Genomic DNA, 22,965 nt, shown 5'->3' with positions numbered 1-22,965 from the left:
GCCATGAACGATAAAAACTCACAGCTTCCTTACCTAAATATCAAAACATTCAGAACAGCCGGCGTAGTGGTGCTTGTTGTCAGCTTGCTGGGGTGCGGCTCCACAGGTGACGGAGGTTTTACCGGAAGCGATGCCTTTGGCAGCCTTATTGGTGGCGCTACCGGTGCATTGATCGGTTCGCAAATTGGCAGTGGCCGTGGCCGGCTTCTGGCCTCGGGAGCGGGGGCCATTGCCGGGGCCTTTATTGGTCGTGAAATTGCCCGTCAGCTCAGCCGCTCGGGTCAGCAGCAGTTGGCGCAGGCCAATACGCGGGCACTTGAAACCGGCCAACCTCAGGTATGGCGGGATCCTGAAACTGGCGTAACAGGACGAACCGAAGTTACTCAGCGTACTACCGCACGTGAGCAGGTTCCTGTCCGGGTTAAAAAAGATCGCATTGATCAAATGCCCCCTATTGATCTTATTGGCTCTACTTATATCGCGACGGCCGGTAGTAATGTGCGTGGCGGACCGGGTACCGACTATCGTAGTGTGGGCGGCTTAAGTGCAGGGCAGCGGGTTCATGTTATCGGAAAGGTACAAAACAAAAACTGGTACCTGATTTCCGAGGATGGTGCTGCCAATGGCTTTGTTGCTACTCAGCTTCTTAAAGCGGCTCCCGCCGAGCAGCAGGCTCCACCAGCTACTGCATCAGCTACTGCATCAGCTACTGCATCAGCTACTGCTGGTGATACCGTGATGGTCGATGCCAATCGTACCTGCAGCCTTAATACCACCAAAGTGACTCAGCCCGATGGTTCGGTAACGGAAGATCGTATTCGCATTTGCGAAGGGCCGGATGGTTATGTGATTGAAGATGCCTGACATCATTAAAAAGAGTAATGATTATGAAAGCGGTAAATCACTCTTTATTCTGTTGCGTCCTAATTCGCACATTTATACTGCTTGCTTTTATTTTCTCTGTACCAGCCACCGCCGCTGAGCGTAACGTAGCTAGCTTTGGTGATATGCAAGCCACCACGGATGCTGAAAACTGGTGCGGCACTACCATAAATGTAAAGATCAGTGCGCCTTCTCGGACATCATTGACGGCGTCAGATCGTGATCTTCAGCTGCTGGCAGGAGGCGTCCGGAAAATACTGAGCTTTGAGTGTCCACAACTGCAGGTATTACGGTTAACCGGTTATATTAACGGCTCAATCGTGGCTCGCTGGATGCAGTATGCAGATGGCAAGTTTAAGAGTATTGAGCTGGCTGCCGACAGCACACCGCCTTATTCTGACTCTGCCTCATCGGTTTCACCACAGCTTACCAAACGCCAGAAAATTAAAGAAGCCCAGCAGTTACTTGCCCGTCTGGGGTATCAGCCCGGTCCTGCCGATGGCATTATGGGCAGCCGTACCCGTAATGCCATTCGCGATTTTCTGCGCGACAACGATATGCCACAGACTCGTGAGGTGAATGATAATCTGCTTGCCAGTCTGCGATATTCCAATGAACATGATTCATCAACTGATGTAGCTACATCGGTTGTGAACACGCCACCGGCCATTAAGATTTCCAAAGCATTGCCAAAAAAACTGCCAGTTCGTGAAGGCAGGCTTCTGGCCAAAGGTCGGGGAGTATACAGAGAACTGGTTCCTGATTTAGCTTCTGAGTGGCTGGGGAAAGCCGGTCTGCTGATGGCGTTGAAGCTGGAGCCTTCATTACTTGATAAAGACAGCAGAGCCTTTGGATACTTCCAGCTTTTGGATGAGATGGAACAGGAGCAAGTTTCCAGAAGAGCCGGGGTTTCACCGAATAAAGTGATTGGTAAAGATTTGGTTTCTTACGGTGGAAGAGGGCTTGATGAGTTTGAGCGCCGCGCACTGTTAAAAATAATCAGAGAAGAAGTTCCGGCAATGTTAAGCGCACGAACGCCACTACTACCTCTTCCCATTTTTTTAGTATGCCATACAGCATTTAAAGAATATGATTTCAATAAGGAAGTTTTTCCTATGCACTCTGCTTCTTCTTTTTGTAATGCTGTGCACTTGGGGCGAAGTGGGAGGGTTGATGCAACACTTGATGATATTACCATATCGGCTCCCTTGCCACTGTACCGCCTTCCTGATGAAATTCCTGTTCCAGTTAAAGAGGCTAAGGGTTATAAGAAAACATATTTGGAATACACTCCACCTGCACGGCGTCATTATGATCCAGCAAGCTTTGGTGTGGAGGATAGGTATATTTACGGTGTTGAAGCCATGCTTACAGGAATAAAGGCGTTGCCAGCTTCCAGACGTGGAAAGTCTTATCGTTTTGAGGTAAGCGTTGAAGGAGTACAGCTATTTCGTCCAGACAGTAATTTATCAGCGTCCTTCCTTCGCCTTGAACCATTGCCACTTCCTTCCCTGGAGACGGTGTCTGCAACTCCTGGCGGTGAGGTATACGCAGACAACCCGGATACACTCGGTTTGTTGCTATTGGCTAATGAACAGCTTGATCTGGTTGGCAATGGAATTCGTCAGTGGATAAGGGGCCGTATGCATGAGGAAGCCATTCAGCGGGAAAGAGTGAAGCGAGGTGAGCCGCCTACTCCCTGGGCTGCATTCTTTCCTCCGGATTTAACGTTGGCCTTGCGAGATCGCGATGCGGTAGTGCCTTCATGGCTGATTACCAATTTTTCCGAGTGGACCCGGGCCCGGGCAGCAGCGTTGCCGGACACTCTGTGGATTGAGACCCATCATGCGAGCAGAGGCTACCTGACAGGCAAGGAGAATGGCAGTCAGGTTTTTGTGTTTGCCAAGCCCGGCACCAGCAATGTGAAAAAGTACGAGGAATTCTCCAGGCGTTTGCAGGTGTCTGAAGACCGTCTGGTTATCCCGCGCCGCTGGGGGAAGGGGCAGGTTTTCGGACTTGATGAGGAAGTAGAACTGGTGCTGGTACTGCCTGAGCCAAGAGACACATATACCCTTGTGCTGGCACCAAAGACGACAGAGAAGGAAGATTTTCTGACACTGGCCGCCAGCCTTGAGGTGGGCAGTATTCGTCTTGAGAGAGCCTCATCCGGCACGCCTTTGATTGTGATTGAAGCTGTACCCAGGTCAGCGAAAGCTTTTGTCAAAACTGTTGGCCAACAGAGGCAGTCGCTTGCATCAATCACCTTTGAGGTTATGCCCACAGAGCCGGTATCTTCCGGACCCGCTGTAGTTAAGCCAGCGAAAACCGATAGTCCGCAACCGTTTTCTGCCGAGGTGGCTGACCTGCTGCAGTTGAAATATTTGCCGGACACAGTAGATGACGCCATGCTCAGGCGCATGATGCTCAGTCGTTTCAGTTATGAGAAAGCAGCCCCGGCACCTGTTCCTGGTGGACGTTTTTTCACCGACTTTTCTCAGCCGCCTGCACCGGCTCAACTGACGGAGCGGCTGGCCGAGTTTAAAGCATGGAGTATGAAACGCATTGCGCAGTTGCCCGAGCGATTCACCGTAAGGCTCCGTTTCGATAATGGCGTGGCACAGAACGAGGTTTATGGTAATCAGTCTCACCGTATTACCTGTGATCAGGCACGGCGAAGCAAGGAGCGTGGCGAAGCGCTGACTGAAAGCTTGAGCATGCAGCTCAGACTATGTGATTTTCTGGATGCCGCCTGGTCGCGCTCAGATTCGGTATTGTGGTTGCGTAACTTGCAGTACAGCCCTGATTTTATTGCTAACCGTGGTAACGGACCTCGTGCTGAATGTAATGGTTATGAAGATCCTTACTGTCGAGCAATAGGGCAGGCGCTTAAGCAGGGTGCCGGTAACAAGGCTATTTATTATCGAGATTTGCTCCGCATTGACCGCCTGCCGGTGCTGAAAGCCGAGCACCGAAAAGTAAGCAGTGGTCTGGTGCTGGAGATTGAGCTGCAGCCAACCGGTGCCAAAGTCCCCGAGGTCTGGCCGGATACTTCCTGGAATGAAGCCCTGCGTGAGGCACAGCCCTTTGCACAGCGTTTTGGGTTGCAGTTATCTATTCCACCAAAGCCGGTGTCCAATCCGTCTCATACCCTGTTGTTTGAAGCCAGCACCCTGGCAGCCCGGCTGGTCGAACGCGATACTGGTGAGGTGCATGCTGAGCTTGAACTCGTCAGGCCGCTACCTTTACCGGTAGCCCTGTTGTCGGCACCGGTTCCGGAGTCAAATCAAGCACTGGATATACTGGGTATTGATCTGGGAATGAGCTTTGATGATGCTGAGAAGCTCATCCGAAAACACATGAAGGTAGGACGCATACTGGTTGCAGATCGTGTGCACCAGACCACCACTCTGGCAGGAAAATTGGAACCTTACAGCTCTGGTCGAATGTATGTTTCCGAGGACGAACAGGAAATGATCACCCTGTTTGATGAGCCCCCGGCGGCATCTGATAAGGTGGTAGCCATTCGCCGGCAAATGCGTTTTTCTCCAAAAAGCCTTAATCTGATTGAAATTAAGTCGTCTCTGGAGCAGCGCTATGGAGCACCGGTGTTTTCTCGTCCCACCAATAACTTTGGGCGTAGTGGGCTTGATTTTATCTGGGCTGAACACCAGCCCACTCAGAGCTGTCAGGGAATTACGGTACGTAATGAAAGTTTCTGGCTGGATGGCGATAAACAGGCTAATCCACCCAGCTCGATTGGTCAGCATCGGTACCCTGATATAGCCACGAGTCACTTCAGATTTATTGGAAGTGATGATGAGATAAGTCAAATGTACGGGCAGCAAAGTTTTTGTCCGCTGATGCTGGGAGCCAGTATTGCTCAGCCCCTGAACCCGGTAACACCAACTAGGCAGACCCGTTATTCCAACCCTACTCAGGACCATGACGAAATAGTGATCTGGCTGCATGATCAGCGTCGTTATGCCAAGTTATTCTCGGAAAGTTACGAGCGTAGTGATGAGTTGCTAAGTGAAGCATCATCCGAGGGAGAGGAGGCGAGCAGTATCGCTTTTTGATACTGATACACACTGCTTACTTTTTCGAAATAACCGATGTGGAGTAAATGTTATGTCAGTTATCCGGTGTGGGCTACTTTTATTTAATCGGCTTGTTTTGGTTTGCTCTGTGTGGTGCTTGCTGGCACTGGCATGTGCCCTATTATTCGTCAGGGCGGCCTCGGCAAGCGAGCTGACAGGTCGCTGGGCAGGAACTTACGACTGTGGTTCCATTTCTGATAACCCGTTTTCATTGCTTATTGATGATCCTGATAATGAGCAGAGTGGACTACTGAAAGGAGAGTTTCGTTTTTCCGTTCCAGGCACGGTCAATGAGGAGGGCGCTTTTCGGGTATTAGGGCGCTTTGATAAAGCATCGAAGGAGTTTCGCTTTACTCCACGAGAGTGGATTAAGCGACCAGAAGGCTATACAGCTCTTGGCTTTGATGGAAAACTTCACAGTAATGGCTTTTACATCGAAGGAAAAATCAGAGGAGGCTGCGGTAACTTTTCGGCTCAGCGTGATGATGCCCCCTCCTTTCTGCCTGCTCAAGTCAGCATCACACCAGCCAGCGGGGGAAGCTGGCAAGGAGTCTGGGAAGGCAGTATCAGCTGTAAAAATGATGCTCAGTGGCCATATCGGTTGACACTGTTTCAACATGGTAATGAGTTGATTGGCAGTTACTTTATTGACTGGCCACAGCGTAAGGAAGTTGTTCGGCTCCATGGGCTTACATCTGGTCAGGCGGAGCCTGGCGGACACCTTTTTCTTGGTCATCGCATGTGGCTGACCAAGGGGCGTTTCGGCGTTGATCTCAGCATGTCGCTCATTGGCGACCGGCTCTCGGGTCAGGTGGAAGGTCTGCCGGCTAACTATCACTGCAATAGCATCAGTCTGCGGCGTAGTGGTGACGCTGTGCCTCCGAGTACCCATGAAGAGGCAATTGAAGGCGCCTGGGCTGGTTATATTGATCGCAGAACTCCGCGGCAAAATTTACCTGCTTCAGAGTGGGTGAGCGAATTGCCCAATGCAACACAAATAACCCTGTCCCTGGTGGCCTCTGATAATCATGTGCCGGTTGGGATTTATACCGCCTCGGCACCGATGGACAAGCCACCCGTTCAGCAAGATCGTTATGTTTATCGGTTGCAGCCGCTGACCACACTGGCCGATGGGAAAATCGCTTATGTTCCACTGGGAGCTGATCGGGCCGAGGGGCGCTTCCGCAATCTTCCCAAACGTTACTCACGCGATCCTTTTGTTATATTGTTGGAGCTTGATGGAAATCAGGTGCTGAATGTTACACGCCGCAACCGGCATCATCAGGATAATACCTTTCAGCTTTTGCCATTGCAGGGCGAAGCCCTTGCTGCCGTTCATCGTGGCGAAGCACCGGCGGTTCCTTTAGGTAGTTTGAGTGGCACACTGGCGCAGGTGCATTCTCTCGATCAGCAGTGTCAGGTTCTGGTTGACTGGGCAAGTCCTTTTGGCTCTGAGGATAAACTCAGCAGAATGACAGGAACTGACATGCAGATTGCCGCGTTACCGCTGATGGATGATGCAGTATTTGAACCGGTATTCGGGCTTCCCTTGATGTTGACCACAGAGGTGGAGCGTATGACCATTTACAAGCTGGCCCAGAGTTGTTCACGGCGAGTGAATGACCCGCGCCCATTCAAGTTGGCCGGTGTTTTTGAACGCGACTTTGAATATGACCGGTTGCAGGCACAAATAATGAACCGCGAACAGACCGCGCTGTGGCTGAAAGAAAAGCTGGCCGAGATATTATCACTGAATGATAAGCGGGCTTCACTGGCACCGATTAATATCATTGAGCGGGAATTACTCAGGCGAAAGACTGAGCTGAATCCTTCAGATCTTGAAAAGATAACCCGCATGATCCGTGATAAGCGGCGCTCAATTACACTGGCTGAATTTATGCAGCGTGTAGACGGTATTCCCGGCATGGTGCAGGATGACTCAACCCTGGTGCGGCTGAAAATGTTTTATGACGAAGCCGAAGTACTGCGCCTTCCCGCAGATTTACAACAAAGATTAACCCAGTTGGCCAGTGATAAGGCCTCACAGATCCTGAAGCCATTATTGCTGCAGGCGCAGAAGGATCTTGCTGAAAACAGTATATCACTGGAGTCTCTGGCTGCCTTGACTCATCACCAGCGGCGACTTGGCCAACTCAGAAATAATCTTCCGCTTGCGATTAAACAAGGCATTGATTTCGACATCATTCCTGCACTGGACAAACGGCGCAGAGTCATGATTGAAAACGATCAGATTCAGAGCGCAATCAATGCCACGCTCCTGGAGGTCAAGCCGGGAGATGGCAGCCCCGAAAGGATGATTCGTCGTGTTGCACTGCGTTATGTCGATGAGCAGGATCTGATGGGAACAACGCCATTGGCAATGGCAGTCAGGAATGCCACCGAAAAACTGGAATTGCGTGCGGTAGGGCTGGTTGACCATTCAACAGAGCAGACACCCGGTTCGCCCAGTGCAGAAGAGATGTTCTTTGCTGTAAAAGCGAAATTTGATCAGGTCAACAGCAATTTGCAAAGCCAGTACGAGCGCTGCCAAAGAGGAGACTTTCAGAACGATCCTTTAAGGGCCATGAGTTGCCTGACCATTATGGCGGCCGGTCATGGGCAGTCGGTGAGTGCACGTATCACGCGTTTTGAAAAACTGGGCTGTGCAGACGGTAGAGGGCAGGCCGGGTATGTATGTGATTATGTGATGGCCTTTGAAACCAGCAGTCCCTACACCAGAGACACCATGCTGGGAGATTTAATGGCTTCAGGCGAAGTCAGTCAGGGGCGCTTTATGGCTTTGCGTGGTGGCTGGATGTTTACTCCTCTTCGCAGAGTCCGGTTAGAGGTAGTACCTTAACCCGTTTAAGCCATGCATTGAGTGGCGTTTTTGCACTTGGTCACGCTGTCTATGGGTCTGCATATCAAGATGCAGGATAGGAACTTTTTCCATCATTTGTTAACATTTCCACACCCTACACAGTGACGTGGAGTGCGAGAAGCGCCCTTGACCACAGCAAAAAAGAAGGAAATCCGTCGTATTGTCGACGCCGTTGGCCGCGCCATTGTTGAGCAGCGGCTGGCGCCGGGCACCCGCCTGGTGGAGCTTAAACTGGCCGAGGCCCTGCAGGCCAACCGCAACCATATACGTGATGCCCTGCTGGAACTGAGCCATCAGGGGCTGGTGAGCATGGTGGTCAACAAGGGCGCCATGGTGGCCTGCCCCAGCCAGAAGGAAGCAACGGATGTTTTTGTGGTGCGCCGGCTGCTGGAAGCCGAGGCAGTGGTGCTGGCCGCGAAGCGGATCGACAAGGCCGGTATTGCTTCACTCAGGGCATTGATCGAAGAAGAAAGACAGGCGGTCAACGAGGGCCGGCGCTCGGCGGCGGTGCAGCTGGCCGCTCGCTTTCATCTTGAGCTGGCACGCATTACCGATAATCAGGTGTTGCTGGAGATGCTGGAGCGGCTGCTGGCGCGCTGCTCGCTGATTGTCAGCATGTACCAGAAGGACAGTCAGGAGCATAATTCTCATTGCAGCGAACATGGCCGGCTGGTTGATCTGCTGGCCGCTGGTGAGGTGGACGAGGCCGTACGCTTAATGAAGCAACATCTTACGCACCTGGAATCCAATCTGGACCTGAGCGAAAAAGAAGAGCAGAGCCTGGATTTTATGGCGCTGTTCTCTGAGCAAAGACCGGCCTGATAAGCCGGTCTCCATCCTTACACCTGTTTATTCTCCGTAGATATCGAAGTCGAAGTACCTGGCGTTGATTTTCTGATACTCACCGTTTTGGCGCAGAGCCAGTATGGCCTGGTTCAGCCGCTCTTTAAGACGGGTATCCTGCTTGCGAACGGCAATGCCCGAGCCTTCTCCAAACCAGCGAGAGTCGGTGACAAGCGGCCCTTGCATGACGAAGTCCTCTCCACCAGCCCGCTTCATAAAGCCTTCCTGAATGGCCAGCACATCGGAGAACACAGCATCAACCCGGCCTGAACGAAGATCCAGGTAGGCTTCATCGGTGCTGCCATAACGAATGATCCGGAGATCCTCGCCATAGTTGTCGGTGAGATATTTATCGTGGGTGGTCGCTCGCTGAACACCGATTTTCTTGTCCTTGAGATTTTCCGCTTTAATTTCAAAAGCAGAGTCGGCGGGCATAACGAAACGATTCGGCACTCTTGAATACTTGTCGGTAAAGTCAATCACCCGTTTGCGCTCATCGGTAATGGCCATGGCCGCAATGATGGCATCGTATTTGCGTGCCAGCAGGCCGGGAATGATGCCGTCCCAGTCCTGGGCGACCAGCTTGCATTTGACTGCCATTTCCTGGCACAGGGCATGGGCCAGATCGATATCGAATCCTGCCAGAGTACCGTCCTGCTGGGTATAGGAGAAGGGGGGATAGGCCCCCTCCACGCCAAACCGGACGGTTTCTTTCTGTTCGGCAATCGCCGGCGAGGTGAGCATGGCGGCACCCAGCAGCCAGCTGGCGTACAATGTTTTTTTCATGTCGAGTTTCCTTTCCATTTTCTTCGATTCCATCGTATTGGCCGCTTGATGGCGGCCCTTTACCGGGTTCGCTTGCTCAAGGGAAAGCTGGGCGGAAAGATCTCGGCCAGCGGCGGATGCTGGTGGCAGCGCTCCGGGTAGCTGGCGATAAAGCCTTGGAACTGTTGCTGGGCCTGCTGGTGCAGTTGCTGCAGATCCAGTCCGGACTTCACCAGCTTGCCGTCCCATACCACCTTGTCACCATTGACGATCACCCCTTTCACGTCCCGGCCGTTGCCGTTGATCACCATGGTGGTGATGGGATCGAATACCTGACCGGTATGGATGCTGTCGAAGTCGAACACCATGATATCGGCTTTGGAGCCCGGGCACAGACGACCTATGTCCTCCCGTCCCAGCGCCCGGGCGCCGCCCAGGGTGGCCATGTTGTAGTAATCGGCGGCGGAGGCGGCGGTGATGTCGTTGCTTTCCACCCGGCTCAGAATGGTGCCGATGTGCATGTTTTGGATCATGTCCGGCGGAAAGGTATCCGTGCCCAGACTGAGGTTGATGCCGGCCTGCTGGAACTGGCGCACGCCATGGAAATACTTGCTGTGGCGACCGGCCACGATGGGGCAGATCACCGCATTGGCTCCGGCCTGACCCAGCAGGGCCAGCTCCCGCTCCACCTTTTCCGGTGTGCTGTGCTTGCCGCCCAGGTATTGCAGATGAGGCAGCAGCAGGCGGTGATCCAGCAGGCCGTTTTCGGCCATCAGCTCTACCGATGACATGCCATTGTGCAGCTCATGCACCATGTCCAGCTCAAATTGCCCCTGACAGCTGTGCAGCCGCACCGGGCAGTCCAGCGCACGCATGGCGCTGGCGGTCTGGCGCAGCAGCTCCGGGGTGCAGCCCTCAATGCGATCCGGCGCCAGCATGCCCCTGATGGTATCGCCATACTGATCCAGCTGCTCTATGTAGCGCACCGCCTCTTCCAGCCCCTTTAGCCCCTTCTGCTCGTCAAAGCGCATGTCAAAGCTGCCATCCGGGTTCACCACGCCGTAGCCGGACATATAGGCCGGCCCCAGGTAGGCGCGCACGCCCAGGCTGGTGGCGATCTCGGCGGCCCGGTGAAACTCGTCGGCGGTTTCCGCCCATTCCCGGTACAGAATGGAAGTGATGGGCGCTATGGTGGTAATGCCGTTAAGCAGCAGCTGGCTGAAGGCATAGCGCTTGTTGAAGTCGAGCTGGGCGTCGCTGTAGGTCTCCCGCCGTTGCCAGTCGCTGGCGGGCAGGCGGCCCTTTTTCCAGCCGGGCTGATGATCAAAGGCCAGCACGGTGGAGTCCAGATCCGAGACTGCATCCAGATCGATAAAGCCGGGGCCGACCAGGGCGTTGCCCATGTCCAGGGTTTCGTCCACCGGTTCCTGATAGTCGTGGCCCACAAACAGCACGGTGTCGCCGCGGTAGACCAGCTCGCCGTCTTCGTAAATATGGTGGCCGCCATCCTGAAAGCCGACAATGTACCTGGCGGTGATTTTGGTGGTTTTCATTCGTATTGTGCTCCTCGGTGCCCGCATACGGGCAGAATGTGATTGAACAAACGGGCTCAGAACAGGCACTCGCCCCGATCGGCCACCATGGTGCCGGCCTTGAACACGGTGCGATCCCTGGGCGGTTCAACAATGGCTTCGGCTGGCACTCTGGCATCCAGCAATACCAGATCGGCCTGGCAGCCTTCCGCCAGGCCATAGTTGGCAAGGCCCATCACCTCGGCGCCGCCCTGAGTAATGGCATGCAGCGCCTGATCCAGCTCCCTGTCCTGACGCCAGCGGTATTTCAGGCCCATCAGCATGGCCCGCTGCAGCATGTCGGCATTGCCATAGGGGCTCCAGGTGTCGCGAATGCCGTCGTTGCCGGCGGTTACCCGAATGCCGGCGGCGCGCAGTTTTTCATAGGGGGGCACAGCGCGGTTGGCGGGGGCCGTGGTGGCAATGGCGATATCGGCCCGGGCCAGTCCCTCGATCAGTCTGTCCTGATAGCCGGCATCCACTTCGCCCAGACAGAAGGCGTGACTGATGGTCACCTTGCCCTGCAGGCCCAGGGCAAGGGTGCGCTCCGTTATCAGCTCCACGGAAAAGGCGCCCAGATCCCCGGCCTCATGCAGGTGCAGGTCAATGCCCTTGCCATGACGGCAGGCCAGATCGAACACCGCATCAATATGGGCCACCGGGTTGCGCTCAAAGCTGGAGGGGTCAATGCCGCCCACGTAATCGGCACCCAGTTTGAGCGCCTCGTCCATCAAGGCCAGGGTGCCTGGCCGGCCCAGCAGGCCGCTCTGGGGAAAGCAGACCGTCTCTATGTACACCTGGCCGGCCAGCTTTTCTTTGGTGGCCAGCACCCCTTCCATGTGTTTGAGGCCGATTTCGGTATCCACATCGATATGGGTGCGGATATGGGTAGTGCCCAGGCGGATGGCCTGGCGGGCAATGCGCTCGGACTGCTGACGGGAGTCGAAGTCGTTATGGCGGCGAAAATGGCGTTCGTTTTCAATAATGGCCGGCAGCTCCCGGGGCACCTGATTTTCATACCAGTCCATGCCCCAGAGGGACTTGTCGATATGGGCGTGACCGTCGATAAAGCCGGGCAGGGCCAGGCGGTGATGGCCTTCCACTATGTTTGCATTGGATGGGTCTGCATGGGCAGGCGCCGAAAGCGCACGGCCAATACGGGTGATCTGTCCCTGCTCAATAAGAATATCCTGACTGCCTGTCTGCCCGTGCAGGCGCACGTTTTTGATCAATGTGGACTTCATGGTTTCTCCCAACTGGCCCTACCGGGGGCGCATGCTCTGTGGTTGTTTGAGTGCGTAGCGAATCGCTCACCATCTCATGGATATACCTTCTTAACTTCCTTCTCAGATTGTTAGCACTCTCACGTCACAAAGTAAATAATTAGTAAAAAAAGTGTTAGCATTTCGTTTACTTTTCGTCTGTTTTGCGGTTGGATATAGGTGCTTCAGTTGTTGCAATGCCGTCGGATACGGCCAGACAGCCGGGTTTGATCGGTGTGTTTACTTACAGGGAAGGAAACTGATGATGAAGATGAAGACGCTTACCGCCTGCCTGATGGCGGCATCCTGTACTCTGCTGGCGCAGCAGGCCCAGGCCGAAAACGTGGTGCGCTGGGCTCAGCAGGGCGACATACCCACCCTTGACCCCTATGCTTTTGCGTCCACCCCGGCGCTGGCGTTCCAGAACCATATCTATGAAGGCCTGGTGCAGTGGAACGAGCAGCTGGAAATGTCGCCGGCGCTGGCTACCCGCTGGGAGCAGGTGGACGAAACCACCCTGCGCTTCTATCTGCGGGAAGATGTCCGCTTTCACAATGGCAACGGCTTTAATGCCGACGACGTGGTAGCGTCCATCGCCCGGGTGACCCACCCGGATTCGGGCATTCGCGGCAATGCCTCTTCCATCAAGGACGCCGTCAAGGTGGACGACTACACGGTGGATATTCGCCTGAATGGCAAGTCACCCATTGCCCTCAACGAGCTCACCGGCATTCTGATGATGGACAAGGAGTGGCTGGAAGAGCACAAGGCCACCGAGCCCACCAGCATGAGCAAGGGCACCGAAGGCTACGCCACCAACCACACCAATGGCACCGGTCCCTTTATTCTGGAAAGCCGCCGCCGCGATGCGGAAATGGTGCTGGTCAAAAACGAGAACTGGTGGCAGGCCGAACAGGCCAAGCACAATATCGACCGCATTGTGTTCAAACCGGTAGCGTCCGAGTCTACCCGTCTGGCGGGCATGCTGTCCGGCGAGTTTGATCTGGTCAGCGACATTCCCCTGCAGGACTTGCCCCGGCTGGAGCGTGAAAAAGGCATCGACGTCAAGGTGCGGCCCTCGCTGCGGGTGATGTTCCTGACCCTGAACATGAATGACGAGCTCAACGCGGGTAATGTGGACGGTAAAAACCCGCTGCAGGATCAGCGGGTGCGCCAGGCCCTGCACATGGCCATAGACCGGGACGCCATCGTCAAAAAGATCATGCGCGGCATGACCGAGGTGGCCAACACCTATGTGGCCCCGGCCATCGCCGGCTACGATGCCGAGAAGGCCATCAGCCATGGCTATGATCCCAAGCAAGCCAAGGCGCTGCTGGCCGAAGCCGGTTATCCGGATGGTTTCCGGCTGGCCTTTGACTGCGAGCAGGGCTATTACCTGAATGCGGAGCAGTGGTGTCAGGCGGTGCAGCGCTACTGGTCCAAGGTTGGTGTGGATACCAACCTGAACATGCATACCCGCAGCGTCTATTCCCAGATCCGCGATAACGGTCGCACCGATGTGGCGGTGCTGGGCTGGGCCAACCTGCCGCTGTATGACGCCTACAGCATCAACCAGCAGATGCTGCACTCCAAGGATGGCGGCATTTACGGTGCCTTCAACATTCCCCGCTACCGGAATGAAACCATCGACAAGCTGATTGAACAGTCTTCCTCCGAGCAGGATCAGCAGGCCCGCACCGGGCTGATGGAAGAAGTGCTGGCCACGGCCCAGCAGGAGCTGCCGTTCCTGCCCATGCACTTTGAGCCCATGGCCTGGGCGACCTCCGACAAGCTGAGTATTACCCAGAACCCCGACAACGTGGTGCGGCTCTGGTACGCCAGCCTCGAGGAAAGCTGATTCCTTTGCCGGCCACCCGCTGAACCAGGGGTGGCCGGCACACAAGATTCTCGACCAATACCAAAATAACAAGGATAAACCATGGCAAAACTACCGAGCATGGCTGCCTGTCTGGTGGTGGCCGGCTGTTCGCTGGCGGCTGCGCAGCAGGCTCAGGCTGAAAACGTGGTGCGCTGGGCCCAGCAGGCGGATATTCCCACCCTGGATCCTTATGCCTTTGCGTCAACCCATGCCCTGAGCTTTCAGAATCATATCTACGAAGGGCTGGTGCAGTGGAACAACGAGCTGAAGCTGGAGCCGACCCTGGCCACCCGCTGGGAGCAGCTGGACGACACCACACTGCGCTTTTATCTGCACCAGGGCATTCGTTTTCACAATGGCAATGCCTTCAATGCCGATGATGTGGTGGCCTCCATCGCCCGGGTGACCCACCCCGACTCAGGCATTCGCGGCAATGCGTCTTCCATCAGGGATGCCGTCAAGGTAGACGAGTACACGGTGGACATTCGCCTCAATGGCAAGTCGCCCATCGCCCTCAATGAGCTGTCCGGCGTACTGATGATGGACAAGGAGTGGCTGGAACAGCACAAGGCCACCGAGCCCACCAGCATGAGCAAGGGCACCGAAGGTTATGCCACCAATCACGCCAACGGCACCGGCCCCTTTATTCTGGAAAGCCGCCGCCGCGATGCGGAGATGGTGCTGGTCAAAAACGAGCACTGGTGGCGGGCCGGAGAGGTGAAGCACAATATCGATCGCATTGTGTTCCAGCCGGTGTCGTCCGATGCCACCCGGCTGGCGGGGGTGTTGTCCGGAGAGTTTGATCTGGTCAATGACGTGCCCCTGCAGGATCTGCCCCGGCTGGAGCGGGAAAAGAACATAGACGTCAAGGTACGCCCCTCGTTGCGGGTGGATTACCTGTCGCTGAACATGGCCGACGAGCTCAATGCGGGCAACGTGGACGGCAAGAACCCGCTGCAGGACTTGCGGGTACGCCAGGCCCTGCACATGGCCATTGACCGGGAAGCCATCGTCAAGAAGATCATGCGTGGCATGACCGAAGTGGCCAACACCTATGTGGCCCCGGCCATTGCCGGTTATGACGCAGAGCGCGCCATCACCCTTCCCTATGATCCCAAACAAGCCAGGGCGCTGCTGGCCGAGGCCGGTTACCCGGATGGGTTCACACTGGCCTTTGACTGTGTGCAGGGTGCTTACCTGAATGCGGAGCAGTGGTGTCAGGCGGTGCAGCGCTACTGGTCCAAGATCGGAGTGAAGAGCGAGCTGAATGTGCATACCCGCAGTGTGTATTCCCAGATCCGCGACAACGGCCGCACCGATGTGGCGGTGCTCGGCTGGGCCAACCTGCCGCTGTATGACGCCTACAGCATCAATCAGCAACTGGTGCACTCCAGAGATGGCGGCATCTACGGCGCCTTTAATATTCCCCGTTACCACAACCAGGAAGTGGACCGGCTGATAGAGCAGTCCGCCTCCGAGCTGGACCAGGCCGCCCGTGTGCAGCTGATGAGCGATGCCCTTGCCCTGGCCCAGCAGGATCTGCCGTTTATTCCCCTGCACTTTGAACCCGTCGCCTGGGTGGCGTCCAGCAAGCTGGAGATTACCCAGAACTCCGACAATGTAGTGCGGCTCTGGTACGCGAGCATCAAGGAGAGTTAACCCTTTTCGGCTTCTGTATGACGGGAGCCGGTTGCGGGAGTGGCTTTGCAATTGCAAATCAAAGGAGTGAGATGATGTTGGCTTTTATCATACAGAGATTGATCCAGGCTTGCGGCCTGATGCTGACGGTGGCGCTGATCGCCTTCACCATGTTCCAGTTTGTGGGGGATCCCATCGACGGCATGCTGCCGGAGAGCGCCACCCAGCTGGAGCGGGATCAGCTGCGGGAAGAGCTGGGTCTGAATGACAGTGTCATCACCCAGTACGGCCGCTTTGTCGGCAATATCGCTCAGGGTGATTTCGGGATTTCCTATTACAACAAGATGGATGTGCTCAACCTGATCATGGAGCGGCTGCCCGCTACCCTAGAGCTGGTATTTGTGGCGGTGGTCATTTCCCTGCTGGTGGGCCTGCCCGCCGGGGTCTGGGTGTCGCTGTCGCGCAACAAGTGGCTGACCAGCCTGGTGCAGACCATTTCCCTGATCGGGGTGTCGCTGCCCAGCTTTATTGCCGGCATCGTGCTGATCATCGTGTTCTCGGTGTGGCTGGGCTGGCTGCCTTCCCACGGCCGGGGTGACATAGTGGAGTTTGGCTGGTGGAGCAGCGGTCTGTTCAGTCAGTCGGGCTGGGCCTCGATTATTCTGCCGGCGCTGTCACTGGCCTTGTTTATGATCACCATGGTCATGCGTCTGGTACGCAGCGAGATGAAGGAAGTGCTGCGCACCGATTACATCAAGTTCGCCAAGGCCAGGGGCATCCGCCAGCGCAGCATCAACTATGTGCATGCCCTGCGCAATTCCCTGCTGCCGGTGATCACCATTATCGGCCTGCAGATCGGCGGCCTGATCGCCTTCGCCGTGGTCACCGAAACGGTGTTCCAGTGGCCGGGCATGGGGCTGCTGTTTATTCAGGCGGTGAACTATGTAGATATTCCGGTGATCTCCGCTTATCTGGTGTTTATCTCCCTGATCTTTATCTGCATCAATACCCTGGTCGATATCCTTTATCGCGTGATTGATCCGCGCATGAAAAATGCGTGATCGCTGGCACCCCAAGGACGAGGTAACTTATGGCAATTAACAACATGACCAAGGCGGCGCCGTCCGCCTCCACCGGCTCCCGTACCGGGGGGCTGCAGAAACTGTGGCAACGGCTGCTGGCCGCCTGGGACAGCGACATCGCCTACAACTTCCGCACTTCACGGCTGACGGTGTTCGCCAGTGCGGTGCTGCTGCTGCTGCTGTTCGCCGGCATCGGCGCTTCCCTGCTGGCCCATTACGATCCCTTCGACCTGGCCGCCTTTGACCTGATGGACTCCGAGCTGCCGCCGTCCTGGGTGGAAGGCGGTGAGGCCCGCTTCTGGCTGGGCACCGACATTCAGGGCCGGGATGTGTATTCACTGATCCTCTACGGCCTGCAGGTATCGCTGATCGTCGGCTTTATCAGTGTGCTCTGCGCCATGGCGCTGGGGGTGACCCTGGGTGTGATCAGCGGTTACTTCGGCGGCATGGTCGACGCCCTGATCATGCGCCTGGCCGACGCCATGCTCAGCTTTCCCACCATCATGTTTGCCCTGCTGGTGAGCGGTGCCGCCCGCGGCCTGCTGCCCCAGGAGATGCATGATCAGATGGCGGTGTACATCATAGTGATTTCCATCACCCTGACCGGCTGGATGCAGTACGCCCGTACCGTGCGGGGCTGCACCCTGCTGGAAGGCAACAAGGAATATGTGCAGGCCGCCAAGGTAATGGGCAGCAACAACATGCGCATCATGTTCCAGCATATTCTGCCCAACGTGCTCAGCCCGGTACTGGTGCTGGCGACCCTGCATCTGGCGCTGGCGGTGCTGACCGAAGCGACGCTGTCCTTCCTCGGTGTGGGCATGCCGCCGCATCAGCCTTCGCTCGGTACCCTGATCAACGAAGGCAACAAATACCTGTTCTCGGGCCAGTGGTGGGTGGTGCTGTTCCCGTCTCTGGTGCTGGTGATACTGGCCCTGTCGGTCAACCTGGTGGGTGACTGGCTGCGCGATGCCCTCAATCCCAAGCTGCGTTAAGGAGAAGACCATGGACAAGGCAAACAATAACCGCGGTGAGGTGATCCTGGAAGTTGATGACCTGTGCATTGAGTTTATGCACCGCAAGGGCAACCTGAAGGCGATTCAGAATGTGTCGTTCGAGATGCGCCAGGGCGAGATCCTGGGCGTGGTGGGGGAATCCGGTGCCGGCAAGTCGCTGACCGGCTCGGCCATCACCGGCCTGCTGGAAGCGCCGGGACGCATCGCCAGCGGCGAAATCCGCCTGCATGGCAAGCGCATCGACAACCTGCCGGAAGAGCAGCGCCGGCTGCTGCGGGGCAAGGAAGTCGGCGCCATCTTTCAGGATCCGCTGACCAGCCTTAACCCGGTGCTGACGGTGGGCAAGCAGCTGATTGAAACCATTCAGACCCACCTGCCACTGTCTTATGATCAGGCCCGGCAGAAGGCGCTGGATCTGATGAAGGAAGTGGGCATACCGGCGGCGGAGCAGCGTATTGATCAGTATCCGCACCAGTTTTCCGGGGGCATGCGCCAGCGCATCGTGATCGCCCTGGCACTTTGTGTGGAGCCCAGGGTGATCATCGCCGACGAGCCCACCACGGCGCTGGATGTGTCGGTGCAGGCCCAGGTGCTGCAGCTGCTGCGCCGGCTGTGCAAGCAGCACAATGCCTCGGTAATGCTGGTGACCCACGACATGGGGGTAATCGCCGAGATCTGTGACCGGGTGGCGGTGATGTATGCGGGCCGGCTGGTGGAGATCGGCCCGGTGGAGGCGGTGCTCAAGTCCCCCAGCCATCCCTATACCGCCGGGCTGATGGGCTCCATTCCCCGGATTGGCGTGCGCGAGCCCAGGCTGTCGCAGATCCCGGGCTCCATGCCCCGGCTTAACGCCATTCCCCAGGGATGTGCCTTCAATCCGCGCTGCCCCAACAGCAGTGCCGAATGCCGGCAGTCTGAGCCGGTGCTGAAAACGGTGGGTGACTCCCGGGTCGCCTGTCTGAAAGTCATGGAAGAGGAGCTGGTGTGATGAGCGAAATGATCGAAGAAAGAGGTCTGCTGGAGGTACGCGACCTGCATATCAAGTTCGATATCTCCAAGCCCTTGATGCACCGGCTGCTGAACCGGGAAGACAAAACCTATGTGCACGCGGTGCGGGGCATCGACTTCAGCATTCGCCGGGGCGAGACCTTCAGCCTGGTGGGTGAATCCGGTTGCGGCAAGTCGACGGTAGCGCGACTGTTGTCGGGTCTGTATCAGCCCACGGACGGTGAAATCAGCTATGAAGGCACAGTGCTGGCAGAAGCCAGCCGTGAGCAGCGTCAGTATATTCGCCGCCGTTGCCAGATGATCTTTCAGGATCCCTTTGCCAGCCTCAACCCGCGCTGGAAGGTGGATCGCATTATCGCCGAGCCGCTGGTGCTGTTTGGCATGATCAAGAGCCGGGAAGAGGGACGCCGGCGGGTGGGCCAGCTGCTGGAGCAGGTGGGTCTGGCGGCCTCGGACATGGACAAGTTTCCCCATGAGTTCTCGGGAGGCCAGCGCCAGCGTATCTCCATTGCCCGGGCCCTGGCCGGCGAGCCCGAGTTCCTGGTGTGTGATGAGCCCACCTCGGCGCTGGATGTGTCGGTGCAGGCCCAGGTGCTCAACCTGATGAAGGATCTGCAGGAGGAGCTGGGGCTGACCTACCTGTTTATCAGCCATGACATGTCGGTGGTGTCCCACTTCTCGGATCGGGTCGGCATCATGTATCTGGGCCGGCTGGTGGAAGTGGGCACGGTGGAAGAGGTATTCAACCGCCCCCGCCACCCCTACACCCGCATGCTGATGGACGCCATTCCCAGCATGGATGTGATCCACAAGGAGCGGACCCCGGTGACCGGTGAAGTGCCCAACCCTATTTCACCGCCCTCGGGTTGTGCCTTCCATCCCCGCTGTGCCTTTGCCACCGACAAGTGCAAACAGACCTCACCGGCCACGCAGAATATCAGCGAAACCCAGCAGGTCTCCTGCCACTATCCTCTGTCCATTAGCTGATCAGCGGCGTTTCGGACGTAACAGGGCCGGCTCGGCCGGCCCTGCCTTCTCTCACTCCTGTCATTCTTTCTTTACACCTGCTCCATCCACCTCCAGTCTGCACACGTCCCCCGCTTTTATACTTAAGGGCGCGGCAGCCGGGAGTAATACCAATTACATTAAGCAAGCGATCGCTTCAGGTCCTGCTGTAGCTGCCACTTTAGTCGGCAGGGCCTGTGCAACAGGCCTTTAAGACGCAGTGGTCTGCAGGTTTGCGCCAGCTGAAGCGGCGCCTACAGATCGGATACAGAGTGAGTAAATGTTTAATCCGATTGGTATAAGGAGGGCATCATGGCAGCAAACAATCACAAAGGCCTGTGGGAGAACCCGCTGGGTACCGACGGCTTTGAATTTGTGGAATATGCCTCCACCGAGCCCGAGCGGCTGGCGCAGCTGTTTGAGCGTCTCGGTTTTGTGGCGGTGTCCCGCCATCGCAGCAAAAATGTGACCCTGTATCGCCAGGGGGACATCAACTTTATTCTCAATGCAGAGCCCGACAGCCAGGCGGCGCAGTTTGCCAAAAGCCACGGCCCCTGTGCCAATGCCATGGCGTTCAGGGTGAAAGACGCGGCCGTTGCCCTGAAACGGTTGCAGGCCGATGGCGCCAAAGTGGTGCCCTCCGGCGCCGGCCCCATGGAGCTGCAGATCCCCGCCATTGAGGGCATCGGCGGCTCGCTGATTTATCTGGTGGACAGATACGGCGATCACAGCATTTATGATGTGGACTTTCGGCCGGTCGAGGGTGTAGAGCGCCATCCTGAAGGGGTGGGGCTGACCTATATCGATCACCTTACCCACAATGTGGCCCGGGGCCATATGGACATCTGGGCCGGCTTTTACCAGCGGCTGTTCAACTTTCGGGAAATCCGCTACTTCGATATCGAGGGCAAACTCACCGGGCTGCGCTCCCGGGCCATGACCAGCCCCTGTGGCAAGATCCGCATTCCCATCAACGAATCCTCGGACGAACACAGCCAGATCGAGGAATTTCTGCGCCAGTACAAGGGCGAGGGCATTCAGCATATCGCTTTGGGCACCGACGACATCTACCGCACCGTGGAGCAGCTGCGTGCCGGTGGCATGAGTTTTATGGATACCCCCGACACCTACTACGAGCGCCTGGACGAGCGTCTGCCCGGTCACGGTGAGGATTCGGCCCGGCTGCAGCAAAACCGCATTCTGATGGACGGCGCGCCCAGCGAAGGCCAAGGGCTGCTGCTGCAGATTTTCACCGACACAGTGATAGGCCCCATCTTCTTTGAAATCATTCAGCGCAAGGGTAACGAGGGCTTTGGCGAGGGCAATTTTCAGGCGCTTTTTGAATCCATTGAGGAAGATCAGATACGCAGAGGGGTACTGAAGGCGGATTAATCTCCCATTTTTAATCCCACCCGTTTTTTATTTGAGCGCAAGCTGGCAAAATAGCAGGACATGCTGTCAGCTATTCTTTACACCTGTGTCCGGGGTGGCTGATAACCAATAACAGACCGAAGACATAACGGAGTGGGTGTGAGTAACAATGTGCAGGGGGCCGGCGCGCGTCCGGCCCAGTGGTCCAGCCGGTTTGCCTTTATTATGGCGGCGGTCGGCTCGGCGGTCGGCCTTGGCAATATCTGGAAGTTTCCCTATATCACCGGCGAAAACGGCGGCGGCGCCTTTGTGCTGGTGTATCTGGCCTGTATCGCCGTGATCGGCCTGCCGCTGATGATGGCGGAAGTCATGCTGGGCCGGCGCGGCGGCAAAAGCCCCATCGGCACCATGGCGCAGGTGGCGGCCAGTGAAGGGCGCAGCCGCAGCTGGGTGGGCGTCGGCTTTATGGCCACCCTGGCGGCCTTTTTGATCCTGTCGTTTTACAGCGTGATCGCCGGCTGGACCATGCCCTATATTGTGTCGGCGGCCAGCGGCGAGCTGAGCAACATCAGCGCCGAGCAATCGGGCGGCCTGTTTGAAGGCCTGCTGGCCTCACCGGGCCAGCTGCTGTTGTGGCACTCGGTGTTTATGGGACTGACGGTACTGGTCTCCGCCGGCGGTGTGCGCCACGGCCTGGAGCGGGCGGTGACCAAACTGATGCCGGCGCTTTTTGTGTTGCTGCTGATCCTGGTGGGTTATGCCATGACCACCGGCCATTTCGGTGAAGCGGCCGCCTTCCTGTTTACACCCGACTTCTCCGCCCTCACCGCCGAAGCGGTGCTGGTGGCCCTGGGCCATGCCTTCTTTACCCTGAGCCTGGCCAGCGGCGCCATGATGGCCTACGGTGCCTACCTGAAAAAGGACGTCTCCATTGCCCGCACCTCCGTGGTGGTGGCGATCATGGACACCGGCGTGGCCCTGCTGGCGGGGCTGGCGATTTTCCCCATCGTGTTCGCCAATGGCCTTGAAGCCGGCGCGGGGCCGGGGCTGATCTTTGTGACCCTGCCGGTGTCCTTTGGCCAGATGCCCGGCGGCGGCTTCTTCGCCACCCTGTTCTTCGTGCTGCTGCTGTTTGCGGCCTGGAGCTCGTCCATCTCCATGCTGGAGTCCCTGGTCAGCTACCTGAACGAAAAGGGGGTAAGCCGGATGAAGGCGGCGGTGGGCGGCGGCCTGGTGGCCTGGCTGGTGGGCATTACTACCGTGCTGTCGCTTAACGAATGGTCCGGCTTTACCCCGCTGGACATGTTCGCGCGCTTTGAAGGCAAGACGCTGTTTGATCTGTACGACTACCTCACCGCCAATATCATGATGCCCCTGGGCGCGCTCTTTACCGCCCTGTTTGTGGGCTGGAAAATGAAGCCGGCCCACTCCGCCGCCGAGCTGGGCGGCTGGCACCGGGTGTGGTATCCGGTGGTGCGCTACCTCACGCCCGTCGCCCTGCTGATCGTGTTTTACTTCAACCTGAAATAACGCTCTTCACTGCTACAGGGCTTGCCTGGCTTCAACCGGGCAAGCCCTGGTATCTCTTCGCCAGCTTTCACTTCAACGCTTGACATGGATCAAGACGCTTACTGTGTCCCTACAATAATTTAACATTTTTCAGAC

At 56.7% G+C, this 22,965-nt stretch carries 15 protein-coding genes; 12 read left to right on the top strand and 3 right to left on the bottom strand.

Annotated features, from left to right (window positions below):
• The first annotated feature begins 3 nt into the window (after nt 1-3).
• The 4 genes from DA373_RS01910 (at nt 4) to DA373_RS01890 (ending at nt 8,682) form a co-directional block, all read left to right on the top strand.
• Nucleotides 4-864: an SH3 domain-containing protein gene (locus tag DA373_RS01910; protein WP_107850671.1), complete on the top strand. Its 861-nt coding sequence runs from the start codon at nt 4-6 to the stop codon at nt 862-864.
• Between the two features lie 23 nt (nt 865-887).
• A complete protein-coding gene (locus tag DA373_RS01905) occupies nt 888-4,958 on the top strand; it encodes a peptidoglycan-binding domain-containing protein (RefSeq protein ID WP_157953672.1) in 4,071 nt (1,356 codons plus the stop codon).
• A 118-nt stretch (nt 4,959-5,076) separates the two neighbouring features.
• Nucleotides 5,077-7,839: a hypothetical protein gene (locus DA373_RS16260; RefSeq protein ID WP_157953671.1), complete on the top strand. Its 2,763-nt coding sequence runs from the start codon at nt 5,077-5,079 to the stop codon at nt 7,837-7,839.
• Between the two features lie 147 nt (nt 7,840-7,986).
• Nucleotides 7,987-8,682: a GntR family transcriptional regulator gene (locus tag DA373_RS01890; RefSeq protein ID WP_198650209.1), complete on the top strand. Its 696-nt coding sequence runs from the start codon at nt 7,987-7,989 to the stop codon at nt 8,680-8,682.
• A gap of 27 nt (nt 8,683-8,709) precedes the next feature.
• Here the strand turns inward: DA373_RS01890 and DA373_RS01885 are convergent, their stop codons facing one another.
• The 3 genes from DA373_RS01885 to DA373_RS01875 are packed head-to-tail and all read right to left on the bottom strand — an operon-like array spanning nt 8,710 to nt 12,283.
• Nucleotides 8,710-9,489, bottom strand: coding sequence for an ABC transporter substrate-binding protein (locus DA373_RS01885; protein WP_107850666.1), 780 nt, complete (start codon nt 9,487-9,489; stop codon nt 8,710-8,712).
• Between the two features lie 59 nt (nt 9,490-9,548).
• The gene (locus DA373_RS01880; RefSeq protein ID WP_198650208.1) at nt 9,549-11,021 is read right to left on the bottom strand and encodes a chlorohydrolase family protein; all 1,473 of its coding nucleotides are present in this window, start codon (nt 11,019-11,021) and stop codon (nt 9,549-9,551) included.
• Nucleotides 11,022-11,077: 56 nt separating this feature from the next.
• Complete coding sequence (locus DA373_RS01875; RefSeq protein WP_107850665.1) at nt 11,078-12,283, bottom strand: amidohydrolase family protein; 1,206 nt, start codon at nt 12,281-12,283, stop codon at nt 11,078-11,080.
• A 280-nt stretch (nt 12,284-12,563) separates the two neighbouring features.
• Between DA373_RS01875 and DA373_RS01870 the strand changes: the two genes are divergently transcribed.
• The 8 genes from DA373_RS01870 (at nt 12,564) to DA373_RS01835 (ending at nt 22,830) form a co-directional block, all read left to right on the top strand.
• Nucleotides 12,564-14,159: an ABC transporter substrate-binding protein gene (locus DA373_RS01870; protein ID WP_198650207.1), complete on the top strand. Its 1,596-nt coding sequence runs from the start codon at nt 12,564-12,566 to the stop codon at nt 14,157-14,159.
• An 81-nt stretch (nt 14,160-14,240) separates the two neighbouring features.
• A complete protein-coding gene (locus tag DA373_RS01865) occupies nt 14,241-15,839 on the top strand; it encodes an ABC transporter substrate-binding protein (protein ID WP_198650206.1) in 1,599 nt (532 codons plus the stop codon).
• Between the two features lie 71 nt (nt 15,840-15,910).
• Nucleotides 15,911-16,879 carry an ABC transporter permease gene (locus DA373_RS01860; RefSeq protein WP_198650205.1) on the top strand — a complete coding sequence of 323 codons (969 nt, stop codon included), beginning with the start codon at nt 15,911-15,913 and terminating at the stop codon, nt 16,877-16,879.
• Nucleotides 16,880-16,908: 29 nt separating this feature from the next.
• Nucleotides 16,909-17,895 carry an ABC transporter permease gene (locus DA373_RS01855; RefSeq protein WP_232821166.1) on the top strand — a complete coding sequence of 329 codons (987 nt, stop codon included), beginning with the start codon at nt 16,909-16,911 and terminating at the stop codon, nt 17,893-17,895.
• A 10-nt stretch (nt 17,896-17,905) separates the two neighbouring features.
• Nucleotides 17,906-18,904, top strand: a complete 999-nt coding sequence (locus DA373_RS01850) for an ABC transporter ATP-binding protein (RefSeq protein WP_232821165.1) — start codon at nt 17,906-17,908, stop codon at nt 18,902-18,904.
• A complete protein-coding gene (locus tag DA373_RS01845) occupies nt 18,904-19,911 on the top strand; it encodes an ABC transporter ATP-binding protein (protein WP_107850662.1) in 1,008 nt (335 codons plus the stop codon). Before DA373_RS01850 ends, DA373_RS01845 begins: the two co-directional genes overlap by 1 nt.
• A 330-nt stretch (nt 19,912-20,241) precedes the next feature.
• Nucleotides 20,242-21,321 (top strand): 4-hydroxyphenylpyruvate dioxygenase, encoded by a 1,080-nt coding sequence (gene hppD, locus DA373_RS01840; RefSeq protein WP_107850661.1) that lies wholly within the window; start codon nt 20,242-20,244, stop codon nt 21,319-21,321.
• A gap of 138 nt (nt 21,322-21,459) precedes the next feature.
• Nucleotides 21,460-22,830, top strand: coding sequence for a sodium-dependent transporter (locus DA373_RS01835; protein WP_107850660.1), 1,371 nt, complete (start codon nt 21,460-21,462; stop codon nt 22,828-22,830).
• Nucleotides 22,831-22,965: the final 135 nt, after the last annotated feature.

Origin of the sequence: Oceanimonas marisflavi (assembly GCF_003049725.1) — a bacterium.
Classification (GTDB): Bacteria; Pseudomonadota; Gammaproteobacteria; order Enterobacterales; family Aeromonadaceae; genus Oceanimonas; species Oceanimonas marisflavi.
Note: the sequence above shows the minus strand (reverse complement) of the source record. Positions and strands in the feature narration are given on the sequence as shown.